This window comes from Sporofaciens musculi (assembly GCF_009830285.1).
GTDB classification, from domain to species: domain Bacteria; phylum Bacillota; class Clostridia; order Lachnospirales; family Lachnospiraceae; genus Sporofaciens; species Sporofaciens musculi.
The window spans coordinates 1,482,608-1,501,294 of the sequence record NZ_WUQX01000001.1 but is presented as its reverse complement, the minus strand read 5'-3'; the positions used below and the strand labels follow the sequence as shown (position 1 = coordinate 1,501,294).

19 protein-coding genes and 1 pseudogene are annotated in these 18,687 nt (G+C 40.7%); 7 read left to right on the top strand and 13 right to left on the bottom strand.

What is annotated here, in order from left to right; translation table 11 throughout:
* Nucleotides 1–46: 46 nt before the first annotated feature.
* The 8 genes from GN277_RS07435 to GN277_RS07400 are packed head-to-tail and all read right to left on the bottom strand — an operon-like array spanning nucleotide 47 to nucleotide 7,226.
* Complete coding sequence (locus GN277_RS07435) at nucleotides 47–625, bottom strand: manganese efflux pump MntP (protein ID WP_159750523.1); 579 nt, start codon at nucleotides 623–625, stop codon at nucleotides 47–49.
* A gap of 34 nt (nucleotides 626–659) precedes the next feature.
* Nucleotides 660–1,430 (bottom strand): Uma2 family endonuclease, encoded by a 771-nt coding sequence (locus GN277_RS07430; protein ID WP_159750522.1) that lies wholly within the window; start codon nucleotides 1,428–1,430, stop codon nucleotides 660–662.
* Between the two features lie 46 nt (nucleotides 1,431–1,476).
* On the bottom strand, nucleotides 1,477–2,436 hold the full coding sequence (gene add / locus GN277_RS07425) for an adenosine deaminase (protein WP_159750521.1): 960 nt from the start codon (nucleotides 2,434–2,436) through the stop codon (nucleotides 1,477–1,479).
* Nucleotides 2,433–2,780, bottom strand: a complete 348-nt coding sequence (locus GN277_RS07420; protein ID WP_159750520.1) for an arsenate reductase family protein — start codon at nucleotides 2,778–2,780, stop codon at nucleotides 2,433–2,435. Before GN277_RS07420 ends, add begins: the two co-directional genes overlap by 4 nt.
* A gap of 14 nt (nucleotides 2,781–2,794) precedes the next feature.
* Nucleotides 2,795–4,306 carry an ATP-binding protein gene (locus tag GN277_RS07415; RefSeq protein WP_159750519.1) on the bottom strand — a complete coding sequence of 504 codons (1,512 nt, stop codon included), beginning with the start codon at nucleotides 4,304–4,306 and terminating at the stop codon, nucleotides 2,795–2,797.
* 24 nt (nucleotides 4,307–4,330) lie between these two features.
* Entirely contained in the window at nucleotides 4,331–5,635 is a 1,305-nt protein-coding gene (locus GN277_RS07410; RefSeq protein WP_159750518.1) for a vWA domain-containing protein, read from the bottom strand.
* A 13-nt stretch (nucleotides 5,636–5,648) separates the two neighbouring features.
* Complete coding sequence (locus tag GN277_RS07405; protein WP_244324632.1) at nucleotides 5,649–6,629, bottom strand: leucine-rich repeat domain-containing protein; 981 nt, start codon at nucleotides 6,627–6,629, stop codon at nucleotides 5,649–5,651.
* Between the two features lie 6 nt (nucleotides 6,630–6,635).
* Nucleotides 6,636–7,226, bottom strand: a complete 591-nt coding sequence (locus GN277_RS07400; RefSeq protein ID WP_159750517.1) for a YdcF family protein — start codon at nucleotides 7,224–7,226, stop codon at nucleotides 6,636–6,638.
* Between the two features lie 172 nt (nucleotides 7,227–7,398).
* Here GN277_RS07400 and pdaA point away from each other — a divergent pair, with 172 nt between their 5' ends.
* Complete coding sequence (pdaA, locus tag GN277_RS07395; protein WP_159750516.1) at nucleotides 7,399–8,244, top strand: delta-lactam-biosynthetic de-N-acetylase; 846 nt, start codon at nucleotides 7,399–7,401, stop codon at nucleotides 8,242–8,244.
* Here the strand turns inward: pdaA and GN277_RS07390 are convergent.
* On the bottom strand, nucleotides 8,229–9,104 hold the full coding sequence (locus tag GN277_RS07390; protein WP_159750515.1) for a LysR family transcriptional regulator: 876 nt from the start codon (nucleotides 9,102–9,104) through the stop codon (nucleotides 8,229–8,231). The two genes, pdaA and GN277_RS07390, sit on opposite strands and share 16 nt — an antisense overlap.
* Nucleotides 9,105–9,214: 110 nt before the next feature.
* Between GN277_RS07390 and GN277_RS07385 the strand changes: the two genes are divergently transcribed.
* On the top strand, nucleotides 9,215–9,994 hold the full coding sequence (locus GN277_RS07385; protein WP_159750514.1) for a class I SAM-dependent methyltransferase: 780 nt from the start codon (nucleotides 9,215–9,217) through the stop codon (nucleotides 9,992–9,994).
* 115 nt (nucleotides 9,995–10,109) lie between these two features.
* Here GN277_RS07385 and GN277_RS07380 read toward each other — a convergent pair whose 3' ends face one another.
* The 3 genes from GN277_RS07380 to GN277_RS07370 form a co-directional block, all read right to left on the bottom strand.
* On the bottom strand, nucleotides 10,110–10,796 hold the full coding sequence (locus tag GN277_RS07380) for a DUF2461 domain-containing protein (RefSeq protein WP_159750513.1): 687 nt from the start codon (nucleotides 10,794–10,796) through the stop codon (nucleotides 10,110–10,112).
* Nucleotides 10,797–10,808: 12 nt separating this feature from the next.
* On the bottom strand, nucleotides 10,809–11,657 hold the full coding sequence (locus GN277_RS07375; protein WP_159750512.1) for an RNA polymerase sigma factor: 849 nt from the start codon (nucleotides 11,655–11,657) through the stop codon (nucleotides 10,809–10,811).
* A 395-nt stretch (nucleotides 11,658–12,052) separates the two neighbouring features.
* Complete coding sequence (locus tag GN277_RS07370) at nucleotides 12,053–12,976, bottom strand: tyrosine-type recombinase/integrase (RefSeq protein WP_159750511.1); 924 nt, start codon at nucleotides 12,974–12,976, stop codon at nucleotides 12,053–12,055.
* A gap of 156 nt (nucleotides 12,977–13,132) precedes the next feature.
* Between GN277_RS07370 and GN277_RS07365 the strand changes: the two genes are divergently transcribed.
* Together GN277_RS07365 and GN277_RS07360 are read left to right on the top strand one after the other, a co-directional pair.
* Complete coding sequence (locus GN277_RS07365; RefSeq protein WP_159750510.1) at nucleotides 13,133–13,489, top strand: hypothetical protein; 357 nt, start codon at nucleotides 13,133–13,135, stop codon at nucleotides 13,487–13,489.
* Nucleotides 13,456–14,106, top strand: a complete 651-nt coding sequence (locus GN277_RS07360; RefSeq protein WP_159750509.1) for a PLP-dependent aminotransferase family protein — start codon at nucleotides 13,456–13,458, stop codon at nucleotides 14,104–14,106. Before GN277_RS07365 ends, GN277_RS07360 begins: the two co-directional genes overlap by 34 nt.
* A gap of 158 nt (nucleotides 14,107–14,264) precedes the next feature.
* On the opposite strand, the gene GN277_RS07355 is transcribed toward GN277_RS07360, so the two are convergent.
* Nucleotides 14,265–15,755 (bottom strand): pentapeptide repeat-containing protein, encoded by a 1,491-nt coding sequence (locus GN277_RS07355; RefSeq protein WP_159750508.1) that lies wholly within the window; start codon nucleotides 15,753–15,755, stop codon nucleotides 14,265–14,267.
* A 40-nt stretch (nucleotides 15,756–15,795) separates the two neighbouring features.
* On the opposite strand from GN277_RS07355, the gene GN277_RS07350 reads away from it, so the two are divergent.
* The 3 genes and pseudogenes from GN277_RS07350 (at nucleotide 15,796) to GN277_RS32585 (ending at nucleotide 18,658) form a co-directional block, all read left to right on the top strand.
* The gene (locus GN277_RS07350) at nucleotides 15,796–16,401 is read left to right on the top strand and encodes a type III PLP-dependent enzyme domain-containing protein (protein WP_159750507.1); all 606 of its coding nucleotides are present in this window, start codon (nucleotides 15,796–15,798) and stop codon (nucleotides 16,399–16,401) included.
* A 17-nt stretch (nucleotides 16,402–16,418) separates the two neighbouring features.
* Complete coding sequence (locus tag GN277_RS07345) at nucleotides 16,419–16,925, top strand: type III PLP-dependent enzyme domain-containing protein (protein ID WP_159750506.1); 507 nt, start codon at nucleotides 16,419–16,421, stop codon at nucleotides 16,923–16,925.
* 362 nt (nucleotides 16,926–17,287) lie between these two features.
* Nucleotides 17,288–18,658 (top strand): annotated as a pseudogene (locus tag GN277_RS32585) (IS4 family transposase).
* Nucleotides 18,659–18,687 lie beyond the last annotated feature (29 nt).

The following is an 18,687-nucleotide window of genomic DNA, read 5'->3' as shown; positions in this document are numbered from 1 at the left end:
AACTCTTTTTGCCAAGCCCTCTTATCCTCAAACCAAAGCAGAAGCATCACCCTGCAAGCTCCAAAATTCCCAGATGCTCAAGCAGAATCTTAAGCCCCATCAAAATCAAAATAATTCCACCCAAAAGCTCTGCCTTTGCCTGATACTTTGTCCCAAATATATTGCCTATTTTAACACCTGCCACGGATAAAGTAAACGTTATAACGCCAATAAAACAGACAGCCGGAACAATATTTACCTTAAGGAAGGCAAACGTCACCCCGACCGCCAGGGCATCAATACTGGTAGCCACCGCAAGCCCAAGCATGGTTCTTATATCTAAAGCCTCCTCCGCCTCCTGGCAGCAATCCCCTGATGCAAATGCCTCCCGCACCATATTTCCGCCTATAATCCCCAAAAGGACGAATGCAATCCAGTGGTCAACGGACGTAATCACATCCCGAAACTGTACGCCCAGGAAATAGCCTGCAAGGGGCATCCCTGCCTGGAATACCCCAAAATATGCACCCACAAGGGAGGCCTTCCTCCATGTACATTTCTTCATTGACAGTCCCTTACAGACGGACACGGCAAATGCATCCATCGAAAGTCCAACTGCAATCAAAAACAGCTCAATGATTCCCATGAAAGCTTAACCCCTTTCTTTTGTAAAATCTAAACTAATCCCATTTCTGCTTGGCCCATCCGGCAATCCGCCAAAAATCCAGCACTAACTCCCCGCCAAAGATATTGATTGGAATCTGGGCGTCAATGGGATAAATGGCAGCCTCCCCCGCACCCTCCAGAAAATATACCAGCGCCTTTTGGGTATAGGGGTCCACAATCCAGTATTCCCGCACCTTTGCCTGCTCATATTTGGCCAGCTTGACGATATAGTCCCGCCGCTTGGTCCCAGGAGAAACCACCTCCAGCACAAAATCCGGCGCACCCATAATATTTTGCCTGACAATCTTCTTTGGGTCACAGACAATTACCACATCCGGCTGAAGCATGGTCTTTTCGTCGCTGTCTAACTGAACGTCCACAGGGGAGATAAAAGGCGTACACGTTCCGTCACGTTCTATGATATGGTTCGCAATCTGCCGATGAACCTCTGCAGCCATCAACTGGTGAAAGGTGGTAGGCGCCGCCATATCATAAAAATATCCGTCAATCAGCTCGACCCTTACGTCGTCCGGAAGGCTCCGGTAATCCTCAATGGTATATGAGCCTGGCTTACGCTTCACCCCATAGGCAGCAGACGCTTCCTTGACCACCATTTTATCCCGAAAAGCATTTTCCAGCTCATTCCACACCCTGTAATCTACATTTCCCCCATTGCCTTCAAATATCTTCTGTACGGTTTCCTCAGGGATACCGGATAACTCTGCAATCTGAAAATATGTATATCCCCACTCCTGTTTCCTGCGTTTCATTTCCTGAATCGTCATAACTCTTACCTCCTGGCGCCTGCCTTTTATACTCCAAGTCTATGTATTACATTTCAAATACCGCCTTTTTAGCATTCTCTAAAAGCTTCTTTGCTTCATCCTCTGTAAGTCCATATTCCTGTGAAAGCAATGCAAATTCTTTCCCGACCCAGGTATCTGATACCGTCATGTTATCGCTGTTCACCGTCACTTTTATCCCGCGGTTTAAATACTCCCGAAGGGGATACTCCGAAAGACTCCTGACCGCCTTTGTCTGTAAATTGCTGGTAGGACACATCTCCAATACGCAGCCTCTTTTGGCAAGCTCATCCATCAGCCTATGGTCCTTGACCGCGCATACCCCGTGGCCAATCCTTAAGGCGCCCATGTGAAGCGCCTTCCATATACTCTCCGGCCCGTCCGCTTCTCCTGCATGGATGGTAAAGGGCACCTTAAGACTTCTGGCAAGACGAAACTCCTCCTCATAATCCCTGGTGGGATACAAGGCTTCCGCGCCTGCCAGGTCAACCGCCACTACGCCTTTGCCAAGGAAATGGGCCGCTGTCTGCACAGTCTCCATGTTGGCCTCATGAACCTCCTCTCCCCGCATACAGCAAAGGATTGCCTTAAGGCGGATGTTGCTTTCCTTAACTGCCCTGTGAAGCCCTGAAAGCACCGCCTTAACTGCCTCTGCCTGTGTCAACCCTCTCTGCCTGTGAAGCTGGGGCGCAAAACGGATTTCTCCATAGCAAAGACCTTTTTGTGACAGCTCTATTCCAAGCTCATAAGCCGCCAGACTAAGGTTTTTATTGCTCTGTAAAACTGCCAGCGGCAGGTCAAAGCATTTCAGATATTCATTAAGGCTCTCACAATCCCTTTTTACAGTAAGAAAGGGACGAAGCCCCTGCGGTGTGTCCGCCGGAAGCTCTATATCATCTCTTTGCGCCAACTTAAGAAGCGTTTCTGCCGACAAGGAGCCGTCCAGATGGAGATGTAAGTCTATCTTACCATACTCCTCCATTCTCATATCAGCTTCTCCCACTCCTTCTCTCGAAATCCTGTGACCACTGTGTTATCTGTCACCAGAATCGGACGCTTCACCAGCATACCATCCGTGGCCAGCAATTCGTACTGCTCCTCCTCAGTCATATCGGGAAGCTTGTCCTTTAACTGCATCTCCCGATAAATCATACCGCTGGTATTAAAAAACTTCTTCAAAGGCATCCCGCTTTTCTGATGCCAGTTCTTTAATTCCTCTTTGGTGGGATTCTTCTCCTTAATGTCCCGTTCCTCAAACGTTACCCCCTTTTCCTTAAGCCATTTCTTCGCCTTCTGGCATGTGCTGCACTTCGGATAATGCACCAATAACATATTTTCTTCCTCCTTCAATTCATCTCTTTGATTCCTGTATTCAATTCCTGCTCAACCTCATCCAATTCCTTTAGGATTTCCTCCTGCTGCGCCCCGAACAACAGCTTCTTATTATAACGATTGTACCGTTCGCAGTCATTGTCCTTCAAAAATTGAACGCTGTAATAGTTTGTATTTAATTCCGTCACAAAGGCCACCATCTCCTGACTGTCCCCGAAGGCTTCCTCCATAAAATCAAAGGCACTCTGAAGCGCGCCTAAGGTATCTTCTACCATCTTCTCACGAAGTTCAGTCTCCTGTCCAAACATTTCTTTAGTACGGGCAAATGCTTCCTCCCCTGATAAATATTCCTTTTTCTGAACCTGAAGATATTCTTCCAGAGTACATAAGACTTTTCGCCAAATTCCATCCTCCGTCCTGTTAAGCTGCTCGGCTTTCCGAAGCCCAGCGTATTTCTCTGACACCTCCCCAAGCACCTGATTTAAGTCCATGCACTCCTTATATCGAAGCAGTTCTTCATAGAGCAAGGTCACAAATCGTTCTTCTGTAAACCAATCCTTAAACATTCCTCCAAGCTTACCAATCAGCATACTCACAACGCTTAAGCGCTCGTCAAAAGCGGCGTATCGAACCTTCTCTATGGTCTCCTTTGTGTACTTGCCCTCCACAATCCGTTCAAGCCCGTAGTCCCGTTTATATTTATCATATAATTCCAGATAATTGGCAAAATCCTTCGCAATCTTCCAGTGCTGGATATACTGATGGACCACCTCTCGGTCCGCCTGTTTACCCAAGACCTCACAGGCTTTTAAGAATTCCGACAAATCCTCCCAGCCGCGGGCAGTCGCAAATACCTTCCCGTCCACAGTCGTCTCAATCCGGTAGAAATAGTCCCGCCGAAGCTCAAGGTACGCCATGACTGCAGGATGAATTTCCACCTGATAGGCATACTCCTTCCATACCTCATAGTTTTCCTCCACGTCGATTTTACGGATTCTGTCAAGGGTCACGATATCAAAATCCCGCACAGACTTATTATACTCCGGCGGATTGCCCGCCGCCACAATGACCCACCCCTTAGGCACCTCCTGGTTACCAAAGGTCTTGCATTGAAGAAACTGAAGCATAGTTGGGGCAAGCGTCTCGGAGACACAGTTAATCTCGTCGATAAACAGGATTCCCTCTTTGATTCCCGTTGTCTCAATCTTCTCATAGACAGACGCAATAATCTCGCTCATAGTATATTCAGTGGCCGAATAACTACTGCCGCCATAGATTTTCTCACGGATAAAAGGCAGGCCAACGGCGCTCTGCCTGGTGTGGTGGGTAATGGTATAAGCCACCAGCCCAATCTTACATTCCTTGGCAATCTGGCTCATAATCTGGGTCTTTCCAATGCCAGGAGGCCCCATCAGAAGAATAGGCCGCTGCCGGATGGAAGGAATTTTATAGCCTCCGTCCTCATTTTTCAGCAAATATGCTTCGATCGAATCCTTTATCTCCTGCTTCGCACGCTTGATATTCATACTGAATCTCCTTTTTGTACACCTTTATTTTACCAGCTCTTCCTCTGAAAGAATCAGCTTCATGGCCCACGGCGGCACGTCCACATCCTCATAGTCATCCTTAAGAAACACAAACGCCGTCTCAAAGGGAGGCATCTTTGCAGGATACGCCCCTTTTCCGTCGGTAAAATAGATTAGTCCCTTCAACTGCCCGAAGGCATGGCAATGCATCAACTCCTCCACGTATTCAAACGCCGGCCCAAAATCCGTACCGCCCTCGCCCTTAAGCTCTAAGTCCTCCATATATTCCTTAAGCTCCTCCCCACTGGTAATCACCTGGTCCGTCTGCACCTGGTCGTCACATTGGATGATATGAATATTCACCTTCCTGAAAAAACTGTTACTTTCACTGAGCACACTATAAGTCTCCTCCAAAAACTTCCGCACCAGCTCGCCAGAGCAGGACATGGAGGTATCGATTACCACCGCAAATTCCTCCACCTTTCTGGTTTCCTTCCATTCAAGAGGCTCGACCAGGGGCATATTGCCATACAATGAAAGCCCGTAGGTATAGAACACATAGTCAAAAGAATCCTCGTCTACTGCCGTTTCCTCCCGCAGTACCGAGAACTTCCTTAAAAACTGCCGGTAATCAAACCGCTCCCGATTCTCCACCCGAAGCTTTCCAATCAAATCTCCTGTCCCCGATGACATTTCCTTTGAAAATGTCTCCATCTCCGTCTCCATCCGCTGGCTTACATCCTGCCACCGGTTCTCAATCTCCTGCTGCTTCTTCTGTTCATCCTCCCTGGGCCAATAACTGTGGTCATCCACCCTGAATTCTGCCTCCAGTCGAAAAAGCTCATCCTCTGACAACGCCCACCCGTCCAGTACGCCATATACCTTCTCTGACGCCAAAACCTTAAGCTCGCTTAAAAGCCTTCGATAAGTTTCCCGCCGAAGCAGGGAACGGCTCTTAAGGACACAGCGGTGCTGCATATCGTCAATCATGGATTCCGCGGCAATATCGCAGGCAAGGGAGTAGAGACGCTCTTTTCGCCCCTTTCTCCTGGTAATGTGGTGAAAAATTCCATGGAGAACCAGATGAAGATAGATCCGGTTCACCATCACCCTATTTTCTCGGTAAAGTCCGCCCAGGTATTGGGGATGGAAGTACAGAAAAAGCCCGTCCGTCCCAAGCCCTTCTGCCCCCACATCCATCACAAAGGCAAGGCTTGAAAGAGCTACATCCAGAAAACGCATTTTCAGATACAGCTCATTGCGTGACACTGTGAGAATCCTCCTGCCGACTGCTTCCAGTTTTTCTCCTGCTGCCATGCCGTTCTCCATGCTTCACCTTCCTCTACAACTCAAACTTTTTTCGCCCTCTTGGAAACTTCTTATGCTTCTCATCCATCAGAACACTTAAAATCTCCGTTTCCTTACGTTCTGCCGCCGCGCTAATTCCATAGTTAAGGGCCGCCTCTGTCCAGTATCCTCCTGTACCAAGAAAACGAAGTCCCTCCACATCCTCCTGCCCAATGAAATAATCCACCGCAGCTTCCAAATGCTCTCTCACATAAGTCTCGTAACCTTCCCTCGCATTTGACGTCAGCCGAAAGGGATAACGCAGGCGGTTAAGAGCCAGCTCTGCCACAATCTTAGGCTTCTCCTGCACCACTGTATGGAAGAAAAGCTCGTCGTATTTCTTAAAATCCAGCTTTCTGTCATAAAAACATTGACGATAGTAGCCGCCAGCCCCGTGGTGTTGGGTAAACAGAATTCTGGCCGGCGTATTCTCCACCGCCTCCTCATAATGCTCTGGAAATAAAAGGGACGCCATTCCCTCCTCAGAATAAAAAAGCTTCACCCGAATGGCAAAACGCATCTCGTCCAGAATAGATTTCAGACAGCTTCTCTCTCCTCTTTGAAAATGAAGCTCAACCTCTGACAGATTACAGCCGGTAAACGCCCCGCCGCCAATCTCAAGAAGACTGTCTGTCAATACCAGCTTCTTTAGATTCCTACAGCGGTAAAATGCATACCTGCCAATCTCTGTCACCTGGGACGGCAATCGTATCTCCGTCACCATACTGCCGCCAATCCTGACACTCTCGCTCTTGGAAAAACCTTGTCCGGTTTTCAATACCAGAGACTCCTCCTCCTGCTGGTTCTCGGCAAATGTATAGTCCCCAATTCCATTTACCCTGATTCCTTCAATCTCATCCGGAAGCGCTACCCCTCCGTCCATACCGTAACATCCTGTAATCAGGATGCCTTTTTCTGTTTTCTGATAATGAATCTCTGGACAGATCTGTCCCTGGTCTTTTTCTATCATTGCCATTCTTTATCAGTAATATCCTCTCCACATATTTAAATACATCTGAATATTCGTCCGCACATAAAGCCACAATATTTCAAAAAGTCTCTGCTTCTTCGGATTTTTAGCGGCAGCCATCACATAAGGAACCCCTTTGGACCTGGTATAATGGTCTGCCTTTCTCAGATGCCATCCACTGGTCACCACAACGCAGTCATGGAAATTGCAGTTCTGCATCATCCGGCAGGAATACAGCATGTTGTGATAGGTGCTGACCGCCTGCTTCTCCTCCAAAATGTACTCAGCAGGCACTCCAAGCTCTATGGCATACCGCTTCATGGCCTCTGCCTCCACAAAATCACTGTGAACCGCCGCACCCGACATAATCAGATACTTTACCTTCTTCTCCTTCCAAAGCTCTACGCCCTTCTCAACCCTTGCCTTCAGCGTGTCGGACGGCTCGCCGTCCTCCTTCACCCGACAGCCGCAGACGATAGCGCAGTCATAGCTGTCCTGGTCCCACCGCTTTTTGGGTGAACGGAAGATGACACAGAACAAAAATATATGGGCCGCCAGGAATCCGGCCGCCATCCATTTGATTTTCTCCTTTGTTTCCTTCATTATTTTACCTCCGCAACTTCTTTTTTTCGGATACGGGCAATTAATTTGCTTCACATTATTATTTTTATCATATCATGATTTATTATAAATAGCCATACACTTTACACACTCTTTTCACATACATTCCAAGGAAATGCATATACATACTATAACAAACTTAAATGGAGTATCTATGTCATCCTTTCACAAATACCTCAAACCATTCGCAATTACTCTGCTTTTCGTTTTATCTTATTTCGCCGGACGCTTGGTTGCCATTCACTTCTCTCCCGAAGCCTCCTCTCCCTCCGGCTCTCAAACCATTTCTTCCAAAATCACACCAGCCGCAGAAAACTGGGGCCTTAGTTTTCAGGAGGAGGGCAAGACTCCGGTTGGCAACGCAACCTTTGATGAGCTAAAGCAATATGATACCTACTACGCAGAGAATACGGAGGAGAAAAAAATCTATCTGACCTTTGACTGCGGATACGAAAATGGGAATACTGAGCCAATTCTGGACGCTTTAAAGAAGCATAAAGCACAAGCTACTTTTTTCGTTGTGGGAAACTTCATTTCCACAAGTCCAGAACTGGTGAAGCGGATGCACGAGGAAGGGCATATTGTAGGCAACCACACCTATCACCATCCCGATATGTCAAAGATTTCCACGAAGGAGGCCTTTGAAAAAGAGCTGAAGGATGTGGAAAGTCTCTACAAAGAGATTACGGGAAAGGAAATGGTCAAATATTACCGGCCCCCTCAGGGGAAATACAGCACCGATAATCTTAAGATGGCTAAGGATATGGGATATCACACCTTCTTCTGGAGTCTTGCCTATGTTGACTGGTATCAGGACGACCAGCCCTCCCACGACGAGGCTTTTGACAAGCTGCTTGGACGTATCCACCCTGGCGCCATTGTTCTTTTACATAGCACCTCCAGCACCAACGCCGAGATTTTGGATGAATTGTTAGGAAAATGGGAGGACATGGGATATACCTTCCATTCCCTGGATGAGCTGACTCAAAAAAAGAGGTAAATAAAATTTAAGATATTCTCATTGAACGGCTGTATTTCCTGATATAAAAAACCGATTTCGCGGGGCATAACAGGATTAGATAAGGGTATTTCCATCAGACAGCCTGATTTTAACTCATACTCTACAAATTGCCTTACAACGCAGGATATCCCTATCCCCATTTTTGCAAATTCAATCAGCATGTCCATCTCATTTACCTCAAGGATATGCAGGGGCATAATATTATTTTTTGCATAGTAAGCGTTAATATGCTTTCGAGATACATTATCTTGATTAAGAAGCATAATGTTCGCATATTGAAAAATCTCATCATTTTTACAGCTCCATTTTTCTCTATAAGCAGGGGTGCAGACAAAAATATACTCAATCATTCCCATGGGATGATAGACATACTTCCCAAGGCTTTGTGGTTTCACTACCAAAGCCAAGTCAACGCTGCACTCCTTGAGCATCACCTGGGCTTCTGCCGAGGACGTACAGGTAATCGCCAGCTCTGTGTCCGGATATTGTTTTATATATTCCTTTAGATAAGGCATAAGGAAATGTTTGCATAATACATTGCTGGTGGCAATCCTCAGATATCCCGTATAAAAGGGAAACCTAAGACTTTTCTCCGTATCCGTAAGCATATGAAGGGCCTTCTTCACACTGTCGTATAATAATCTTCCCTTTTCTGTCAGCTCTACTCCCTTTGACCTTCTGATAAAAAGTGTGGTGTTAAGATTTTCCTCAAGCTTTTTTATGGTAATACTGACTGCCGGCTGGGAAATGTAGAGGGAAGCCGCTGCCTTGGATATGCTTTTATGTTCTGCAACGGAAAGAAAAATTTTGTATCTTGTAAGATTTTCAAATGTATCCATAGACCCTCCATATAAATATAACTTATATATTTTATAAAAACCATATATTTGAATTATATCATGACGGGAGGTATAATTCTACAAACAATTAATATAACAGGAGGTTTTACATGGGTACATTTGAATTTGACGGAGAAAAATACAAATCCGCTTCCAAACATCAAAAAGAGTGGGGGAACGATCTGATTTCGGAATTTTCGTTCAAGGGAAATGAAGCCGTATTGGATCTTGGATGCGGGGACGGTGTCCTAACTGAGCAATTAGCCTTGCTGGTGCCCCAGGGAAAAGCGCTGGGGATAGACGCTTCTATTCAGATGATTGAAACGGCAGAACAGATTTGCAGAAGCAATCTTACATTTGCACATATGGATATAAATAAGCTGAATTTTGAGAATGAATTTGACCTTATTTTTTCCAATGCAGCCTTACATTGGGTGAAGGACCATAAGCAGCTTTTGAAAAATGCTTACAAAGCCTTAAAAGCCCATGGGAAAATATTGTGGGACTTTGGCGGATTGGGAAATTGTGCTACCTTTATCGACATAATCCAAAGAAAAATATTAGATGAGCAATATTCTAAATATTTTACAGATTACGAATGGCCCTGGTTTTTGCCGTCCAAAGAACAGTATACAGAATTCATTTCTACGGTTGGCTTTTCCTCCTGCACAATTAGATATTTAAACCAAGACAGACATTTTTCTAATGCTTCTGATATCGTTGGATGGGTTGACCAACCCTGTCTGGTGCCGTTTATCAAATATATCCCGCAGAAGCTAAAAGAAACCTTCCGCCAAGAGGTCATAGAAGAAATGTTAAAAAAGACACGACAGCCAGACGGTACTTATTTTGAAATTTTTCGCAGAATCAGGATATGCGCACAAAAATAGTCAGAAATAATGGAAACTCATTCGGTCAGAAATTGGCCTGCGAACTGTCTGATTCGTAAGACCAATTTCTAACCGGATAAACCCACACAGACTCGCCAATAACTGACCGAAGCCTTTATTTTCTCTCCGGCATCCGAAAGTCTGCAAGCGCCCTGTTCAGATAATCATTGAACGGCTTCATAATCTGAAAAATCCTGACAGCGTGGTGTAAAAATGCTTCCCCGTCTCCAAATTCAGCGTCGGCAACCGGATATTCCAGATACCAGCTCTTAAATTTCAAGAATTCTGCCTGGGGATGCTCCCTGTCATACCCCGCGGGAACTCTCTTAAGCGCCGTTCCCTTCACGGTAAAATACTTCTGGAAATCAGGATTACCAAGAATCTCCTCCCACTCCCTGCCGTTGGCCGCAATATAATCCCGCACCATTGCTGTGGCATCCTTAAACATATCCGCAAACAACCCGCCGCCTAAAAATGACTGTCCTTCCGGTTTAATCATCAGATAATATCCCACCGGAACCGGCAGCTTTCCTTTTGAGGAAATGTGAGCGCGGAACGCCGGATTATAAGGCGATTTATCATTACTAAACCGTGTATCCCTCACCAGCTTGAAGGTTAAGTCCTTTGGCTGATTGTGGAGAATACTGCTGTCAAACTCTCCAATCTTCATAATAAGCTCATGCAGCAGTAACTCAAACTCTGCATTGGCCTCCTTATATTCCGTCTTATGTGCATGATACCACTCACGCTCATTATGATTACTCAAATCTTTAAGATAATTCAAAATCAACTGTGTATTCATCTTTCTTCCTCCTTAAGCATTTGTCACCACGGAATATGACGTACCGTCCAGAAAATCTTCAATAAATTTTTTCAGACTCTCCGGCGGCTGGTAAGTCTTACAAAAAGAAAATGTCTGTGACAAATCGTCAATTTCCTCCATAGCCTCTTTTACCTCCATTGCAGTCTGATCTAAGACAGACGCCGATGTGAAGCTTAACTGCTTCGGCATAAGCCTGTGGCTTTGGATTGCATAGTTTACCCGTTCCTTACATCTGCATTTACCCTGTCCATATTCACCGCAGTATTCAGAGAGGAAATCTGCCATCCTCCGCCGTACTCTTACCAAACGCTGTCTATATGCCTCCGGAGTAATCCCCAGAATATCGCCAGCAATCCGGCTGTCAATTTTGAACATTGTACCTAAAATGAAAATACACCGACTCTCGGCGTCAAGACATTGCAGCATTACATTCGTACATGACAGCTTCAATTCCTCTGCCAGAATGGATTTCTCCACATCCTGAGTCAAATCCGGAACGTTGTGGATGTCCGCATTTTTAATGTCGTCTCCATAAAATTCAAAGCTTAGAGGAAACTTCCCAAACATGTGCTTCTTGTAGTCTCTGAGGTGGTTTGCCGCAATGCTGAATACCCAGGTGGAGAAGGCGCTTTCTCCTTTGTAGGATGACAGGTGGGTCATGACCTTTAAAAGTATATCCTGGGACGCATCCTCAGCGTCAGGAAAGGTCCCCAACATTCGCAGAGAAAGGTTAAAGACCAAATCCTGCACACTTGACAGTACCGTCTCAAGAGATTTCTTATCTCCTGCCACAGCCTTTTCAACCAATGCCAATAATTCTTCATTTGTTGATTTACTCATAATCTCCTCTTTTCCGGAGCACCTATATTTTCATACGGAACAATGTAGCAAAAACCCCTGATGTGCTCCTAATCAGAGTATTCCCTTTCATATACCCTTCTACCAGCTATAACATGAAGTATACTTCCATCGGACATCGTTTGCCAGCCTCAAAGCTGCATACATTACGGGATGTCCTTTAGGGATACCTTAATAGACGAAGTCCACTTGTCCGTAGGGCATATATTACGGTATGCCCTTGGATATACCATACTACGACTGTCCTGTGAGTATATATGATTAGACATAAAATTTCCACCTGTGTGACAGAAAAACTTTATTTTTTTACTAATTCCATCACAAAAAGACCACCTTATAAAAGCTGGCTTCAAAAAACATATGTTCTCTATACTTTTTTATGCAGCCCCAATAATTTTCATTTGATTTCTCGGATGCCGCATTTTCAGAATCTCCGCCTGCTTTTTCGCTGCAACATGAATATAAATCTGAGTAGTTTTAATGGAGCTATGACCAAGAATCTGCTGTACACAGCTCACATCTACTCCCTCCTCGATTAAATATGTGGCAAATGAATGTCGAAACATGTGGGGAGTAATATTTCTGGTAATTCCTGCCAATTTTGTGTACTTTTTCAGCATCATCCGGATGGATTGCTCGGTAAAACGTTTTCCTCTACAATTCACAAAAAAATATCCACTTTCTTTTATTACTTTCTTGTTGAGCTGGTAGTATTTTTTCAATAACCTTAAGATGGATTCCTCGCTGATTTGTACATATCTTTCCTTGTCCCCTTTTCCCATAATGCGAATAACGCCTGAATCAATGTCGATACAGTCGGCTTGTATGTTAGAGATTTCGTATACTCTTGCGCCTGTGGCGAAAAATACCTCAACGATTGCTATGTCACGCAGCAGGCAGCGTCCTTGGGGCTTATCTGTTCTGCTTAGTTGAAAAGATGCATACATGGAGTTCAGTAATTTTTCAATCTCACTTCGCGGGATGATTCGCGGCAGTATGACTGTTTCCTTGAATTTTACCCTTATTTTTCTAAAAGGGCTTTCTGTAATTATTTCTTCTCCTTCGAGAAATGCATAAAACGCTTTTACAGATGCGATTTTTCTCTTTACTGTTTTTTGTTTGTATTTCTTATGCAAATCTGTGATGTATATTTCGATTTCATCCTTTTGAGGGTTGTCTGAGTGAACGAAATCGAAATATTGCCTGAGATCAATCCTATAGGCTTTTAGCGTCTTTGCGTCTAATTCTTTGCGGAATTCACAGTATTCTAGGTATTGCTTTACTTTTGACCTTACATTCATATGAGTTAGCCTCCTGTGGTTTTTGTATAGTGTAACACAGAGAGGTGGGGTATTGGGGTGGATAATTCGTAGTTATCCTGTATTAAAAAATGTGCCAAATAATATGGGCCTATTAAATTTACAATCGAAAGATAGTTGGAGAGTAGGGAGTATAAAGTGATTTTTCATATCGAAGAAATAGATAGAATTAGAGAAGTTGAAGAACAAACAGCAAAACAAAATAATGTTCAAGTATTTGATATATCAAACTGGAATTCTGGAGAAGAATATAAAAATTATTTATATCAATATCTTGAACTTCCTTCTATAAACTATTATTTTGACTATATTTATAGTTATGAAATAGATGAAAAAATTCATTCTCAAATACGAAAGAAATTAAATTTCAATTTATCTTCTAATATTTCAGTTTTGTTACCTTCTAGTACTTTGTCTATTGTAAATATTGCTAATTTTTTGCAAAAACAAAAATTAAAAAAATGTGTGTTTTACAACCGTCATATTTTTCTGTAATTCCGTGTCTGCAGGCATTTGGGATATCTGTTTATGATGAACAACTAACATATACTGATGGAAACTTTACAATTCCATTTGAGAGAATAGTAAGAGAAAATTATGATGCTGTATGGCTCACTTCTCCTGTTTTTTGTACTAATATTATATTCAAGAAAACAGAAGCAGATAAATTGAATTTACTTCTAAGAGAAAATATTTATTTAATTTGTGATGAGAGTTTAGCTTCTATATATACTCAATTAAGTACTAATTTAATAAAAAATGAATATTTATTTAGTATATATAGCCCACATAAAGTATTAGGCACAAATGCAATGAAATTTTCATGTATTATTACCCACCAAACCCATCGGGATTTTTTCGATATATGGACGGACTTATTTGCAGGAGGGATGTCATTATCTTCCGAAATGGCAATTACACATTTTTTGTCAGATAATTACGAGTATATGCTCAAAAAAGGTATGGAATATATATATCAAAATTATATTGATGTAAAAAAATTATTACAGAACCATCAAAATTATTGTTCATATACACCTGCATCTGGTATATATATGACAATTATGACAAAAATGTGCCATATGATATTTCAACTCAACATTCATTTATAAAAACACTGATTGAAAAAACAAATGTTTCCTTACTACCAGGTTATCTTGAAGGATTTGGTGAAAACTTTGGGTTCTGCTTTCGTATCAATTTGACATTAGACAGAACCCCGTTACTGTTTTCGTTAGAAAAAGTATTACAATATTTAGAAAAAGTATATTTATAAAATTTCGATTTCCTTAATATTGACATTGTTATACCCTTGGAAGTTATTATTGATATTTATACCATTTATTACAAAAATATTTATTGCCTGATGCACATTCTGTTCTGTCGAAGATGTATTGAGTTGTTTAATAACAGATTCTGGAATCTGAAATGCAATAGGGGTAGTTGATGTATCAACTGCAGAATTATTCTTTTGAATATCAGAATATACATTTTCCGAATCAATATCTTCCTTGTTTGATTTATTCGATTTTGATTTAGTATTTGTTTTTATTGTTTTTACCAAATTTATACTTAATCCTAAAACTGAAACCAAAAGTTGTAGACATTTAAGAATATTGTCATAACATTGAATCCATTCTATAAATGAACCAATTTCTGTTTTAGTACGAATCGGGAAACTCCCTGAAATATTCATCTTACACATCATTTGTCTAAGTAAAGAGCAAATGGGAATAGTCGGTTCTTCATTATAAGTAATTTTCAGTTGAATAGGTTTATTCTCAATTTCGATAACGTGTAATTTGTCATGAAGCTGATTAATTATTTGATGATAATGTTCCATAAGTAAACCTTGTATCTGTTGTATGGCAGATTCGGCTTTTTTAATAGCTATATTATTTTCTATATATTTTGTCTTCTCTAGCAAATTAAGAAGGCCAACTACTGTATATAATGATATTTTGTGTGTCATAAGCAAGTTATCAATTATAGTTTTAAAGAAAAGAAGCTGTTCAACTCGGACTAATATATTATTTTTTAACTGATCAATGATTACTTGCATACATATCCAAATAGAATAATCATAGAAATTTTCATCTATATTAATTGAAATGATAGCTGCACCTATAACATCCTTTTTATAAAGTAGCTTTTGTTGTAGATTCTTAATGCTTATTTTATCCAAAGACAGTTCATCTAAATTTTCTTTGGTAAATCCAACGTTTGAGGATAAAAGGTCTTGCGATATTAGTGTATCTTTAAAACTCGTTTGCAAGAATAAATTATATAAAAAATTTCCTGCTATCTTTGAATTATTGAACATACAATTTTCAAATAAATTTAATGTTGTGGAACTTTGACGCAGTTTTAGATTCGTAAATTGGCAATATACAAAAGTAGATGAACTTAATCCTATATGATTAAAATCACAATCAAAAAATTTACAATTCATAAAAGTGACATCGGTAGCTGTTGTTCCTTTAAAACTTACATTAACAAAAATACAGTTTTCAAAATATGTTGATGTTATATCACTATTTTCAAATGAAATGTTTTTAAAAAAACAAGTTTCTACCTGACAGCTATCCCAATCACTGTCCGCTAATAAAGTACATGTAAAATGGCAGTTCGATAAAATACAGCATTTTAATGTAATAGAATGTAAATCATTTTCTTCATAATTTGTGTTGTTGTTTAATTCATAATGATATGTTTGAGTTGCCTCTAAAGTATTACTTGAATTTTTTTGTAATGTATCCATTTTGCCCTCCATCTTACCTTAGAAAAGAAAGGATTATAGTATGATAACTAATTATTTATTAGATTTACCAACTCCGTGTCACGTTATAGATCTTGATAAAATTGAATCAAATCTTAATGTCTTAGAATATTTATGTAAAAAGACAAATTTATTATTACTTTTTGCTTTAAAAGGGTTTTCTAATCCGCAAATATTAAAGTATTTTATTCTACATTTTGATGGAATAAGCGCCAGTAGTTTATGGGAAGCTCGTTTAGCAAAAGAATTGACCTCCTTGCCGGTTCATACTTTTTCTCCTTCCTATTGCGAAAAAACTTTTTCTTCTATTTGTTCTTTTAGTGACTATATAATTTTTAATTCTATAAGTCAGTGGGAACGATTTAAAACAACAATCATTTCGGAAAAACTAAATTGTGGAATACGAATTAATCCTGAATATTCTGAAATCAAAAAATATGCAATTAATCCATGTCACCCATCATCACGTTTTGGTGTTCATATAGAGGAACTTGAAAAAATAGATTTTTCAAATATAAAAGGTATTCATTTTCATAATATGTGCGAACAATATTCGGACACTTTTCGCAATACTTTAACTGTTATTGAAAAAAATTTGGAATATATTTACATCAAGCGCAATGGTTAAATATTGGTGGCGGTCAATTGTTTTGTGATGAAGATTACAAATTACATGAAAGCATAGAACTTATTAACCGAATACAAAATAAATACAATCTAAAAATTATTGCAGAACCTTGCGAAGCAGTAGTATCGGAAGCAGGTTATTTTGTTGCTACCGTAACTGATATTGTGTACAATAATATCTATACTGCTATTTTAGATGCTTCTGCCATTTGCCATTTGCCAGATATTATACATTCACCGTACAGATGCGAAATAATAAATGGCACACAACCACATGTCAAAAAATATACATATAGATTAGCAGGTTCTACTTGCTATGCAGGAGATATTTTTGGTGATTATTCATTTGATACTCCTTTGGACATTGGATCAAAAATCATTTTTTGTGATACAGCTCCTTATTCTATGGTAAAATCCAATATTTTTAATGGTATTCCACTACCCTCCTATATTTCAATTAGAAAAGGACAAGCCTTTTGTATTGAAAAACAGTACGATTATAATACTTTTTTGTCTCTGATATAAAATTAATAATAGTCTTATATTTTTCGCTGTTGCTAGTGTTTAATGATAGGATAACTACGAATTATCCCCCTTCGCATCCCGTCAAACCAATTTTTTATCCCTACAATAAAAAAATGGTAGACAAATAAGGAGAATCTTCTTCTCCTCATTCACCTTACCATTGATCGACCACCTCTATCTTACCACATATCCCGCCAAATTTCGACCCCTTATTTTAATTTTTTTACTCAAACTTCGCACTTGAATAAGTACCTATGCACCTTGAAAATTCAATAATAACTGACATAAAAATAGCATGAAACCGTCTGGTTTTGATATAATTGAGTTGTTCAGAAACAATCATATATCCGGAGGCTCATGCTATGAATAAAAGTATAACACAAGACAATCAAAATGATAACCAGATTTCAGAATCTATCAGAAGATTTTTTACACGGTTTCATCTTTCTTCTGCATTGAAAACTGCTAATGCCTACAAAAAGAAGGGAATTTCTGCAGCACTGATTTTTCAGTATCTGTTTCTTTTGATATTTTCAAACAGAAGTATGTATATGAACCTGCTGATTGGAAAAGACTCACCGGATTTTGCAAAAGATACGGTTTATCGTTTTATGAAAATGCTCCAGATTAACTGGATTCGGTTCACAACGGTTTTATCCAGCCGAATCATTAGGGATGCCATTGCTCCACTTGATTCCGCAGACCGTGTCAACGTACTGATCATTGACGATTCCATGTTTGAACGTAACCGTTCCAAAAAGTGGAACTTCTTGCAAAGGTATATGACCATGCAAAACATTGTTATAAATTTGGTTTTCGCATGCTTACATTAGGCTGGTCAGACGGAAGCACTTTTCTCCCGGTCAACAGTGTCCTTCTCTCCACCGAAAATAAAAAGAACAGAATCAATGAAGCAAAGGAAACGGATAAAAGAACGGTTGGATATAAGCGCCGTATGCTTGCTGTCAAGAAAGGAACGATCGCCATGCTGGAACTTTTAAAATCTGCTAAAAAGGCTGGTATTCCGGCTAAATACGTTCTGTTTGACAGCTGGTTCTCTTCTCCAAGCTCTTCATGCTGTCAAAGAAATCGGATATGATGTAATTGCAATGGTAAAGAAAACACCTAAAATGTTCTTCCGGTATAACAGCGAAGATATGCCGCTGACAACTATTTACAAGAAAAACAGGAAACGGCGTGGACGTTCCCGGTATCTGCTTTCCGTCATGGTAGATGTTGTAAAGGAAGGAAAAACCATCCCTGCCAAAGTGGTCTATATCCGTAACAAAAACAAGAGAAAGGAATATCTTTGTCTCATTTCCACAGACGTGAGTCTGAGTGAAGAAGAGATTATCCGCATTTATGGAAAACGTTGGGATATTGAAGTATTCTTTAAAGTCTGCAAGAGCTATCTTAATCTAAGTAAAGAATGCAGATCCCTATCTTATGATGCAATGACTGCCCATACAGCAATCGTTTTTACAAGATATATGATGCTTTCCCTGGAGAACCGGGAATCTAATGATACCCGTTCTATGGGGGAACTGTTTTTATACTTTTCTGATGAGATGTCTGATATCACATGGATACAGGCTTTTCAAATACTGCTTCAAATGTTCAGAACTCTGCTTGTGGATCAGATAGATATATCTGATGAAAAAATCGACGAGCTGGTAAAAGCATTTATGGATGCAATACCTGCACTTTTAAAATCGAAGCTGCAAGTGGCATAATTGACTGAACATTGACAACTAAATACTGC

Coding starts and splice junctions, on each gene's coding strand:
- GN277_RS07435 (WP_159750523.1), bottom strand. CDS start 625: ATGGGAATCATTGAGCTGTTTTTGATTGCAGTTGGACTTTCGATGGAT.
- GN277_RS07430 (WP_159750522.1), bottom strand. CDS start 1,430: ATGACGATTCAGGAAATGAAACGCAGGAAACAGGAGTGGGGATATACA.
- add (WP_159750521.1), bottom strand. CDS start 2,436: ATGAGAATGGAGGAGTATGGTAAGATAGACTTACATCTCCATCTGGAC.
- GN277_RS07420 (WP_159750520.1), bottom strand. CDS start 2,780: ATGTTATTGGTGCATTATCCGAAGTGCAGCACATGCCAGAAGGCGAAG.
- GN277_RS07415 (WP_159750519.1), bottom strand. CDS start 4,306: ATGAATATCAAGCGTGCGAAGCAGGAGATAAAGGATTCGATCGAAGCA.
- GN277_RS07410 (WP_159750518.1), bottom strand. CDS start 5,635: ATGGAGAACGGCATGGCAGCAGGAGAAAAACTGGAAGCAGTCGGCAGG.
- GN277_RS07405 (WP_244324632.1), bottom strand. CDS start 6,629: ATGGCAATGATAGAAAAAGACCAGGGACAGATCTGTCCAGAGATTCAT.
- GN277_RS07400 (WP_159750517.1), bottom strand. CDS start 7,226: ATGAAGGAAACAAAGGAGAAAATCAAATGGATGGCGGCCGGATTCCTG.
- pdaA (WP_159750516.1), top strand. CDS start 7,399: ATGTCATCCTTTCACAAATACCTCAAACCATTCGCAATTACTCTGCTT.
- GN277_RS07390 (WP_159750515.1), bottom strand. CDS start 9,104: ATGGATACATTTGAAAATCTTACAAGATACAAAATTTTTCTTTCCGTT.
- GN277_RS07385 (WP_159750514.1), top strand. CDS start 9,215: ATGGGTACATTTGAATTTGACGGAGAAAAATACAAATCCGCTTCCAAA.
- GN277_RS07380 (WP_159750513.1), bottom strand. CDS start 10,796: ATGAATACACAGTTGATTTTGAATTATCTTAAAGATTTGAGTAATCAT.
- GN277_RS07375 (WP_159750512.1), bottom strand. CDS start 11,657: ATGAGTAAATCAACAAATGAAGAATTATTGGCATTGGTTGAAAAGGCT.
- GN277_RS07370 (WP_159750511.1), bottom strand. CDS start 12,976: ATGAATGTAAGGTCAAAAGTAAAGCAATACCTAGAATACTGTGAATTC.
- GN277_RS07360 (WP_159750509.1), top strand. CDS start 13,456: ATGTGTGTTTTACAACCGTCATATTTTTCTGTAATTCCGTGTCTGCAG.
- GN277_RS07355 (WP_159750508.1), bottom strand. CDS start 15,755: ATGGATACATTACAAAAAAATTCAAGTAATACTTTAGAGGCAACTCAA.
- GN277_RS07350 (WP_159750507.1), top strand. CDS start 15,796: ATGATAACTAATTATTTATTAGATTTACCAACTCCGTGTCACGTTATA.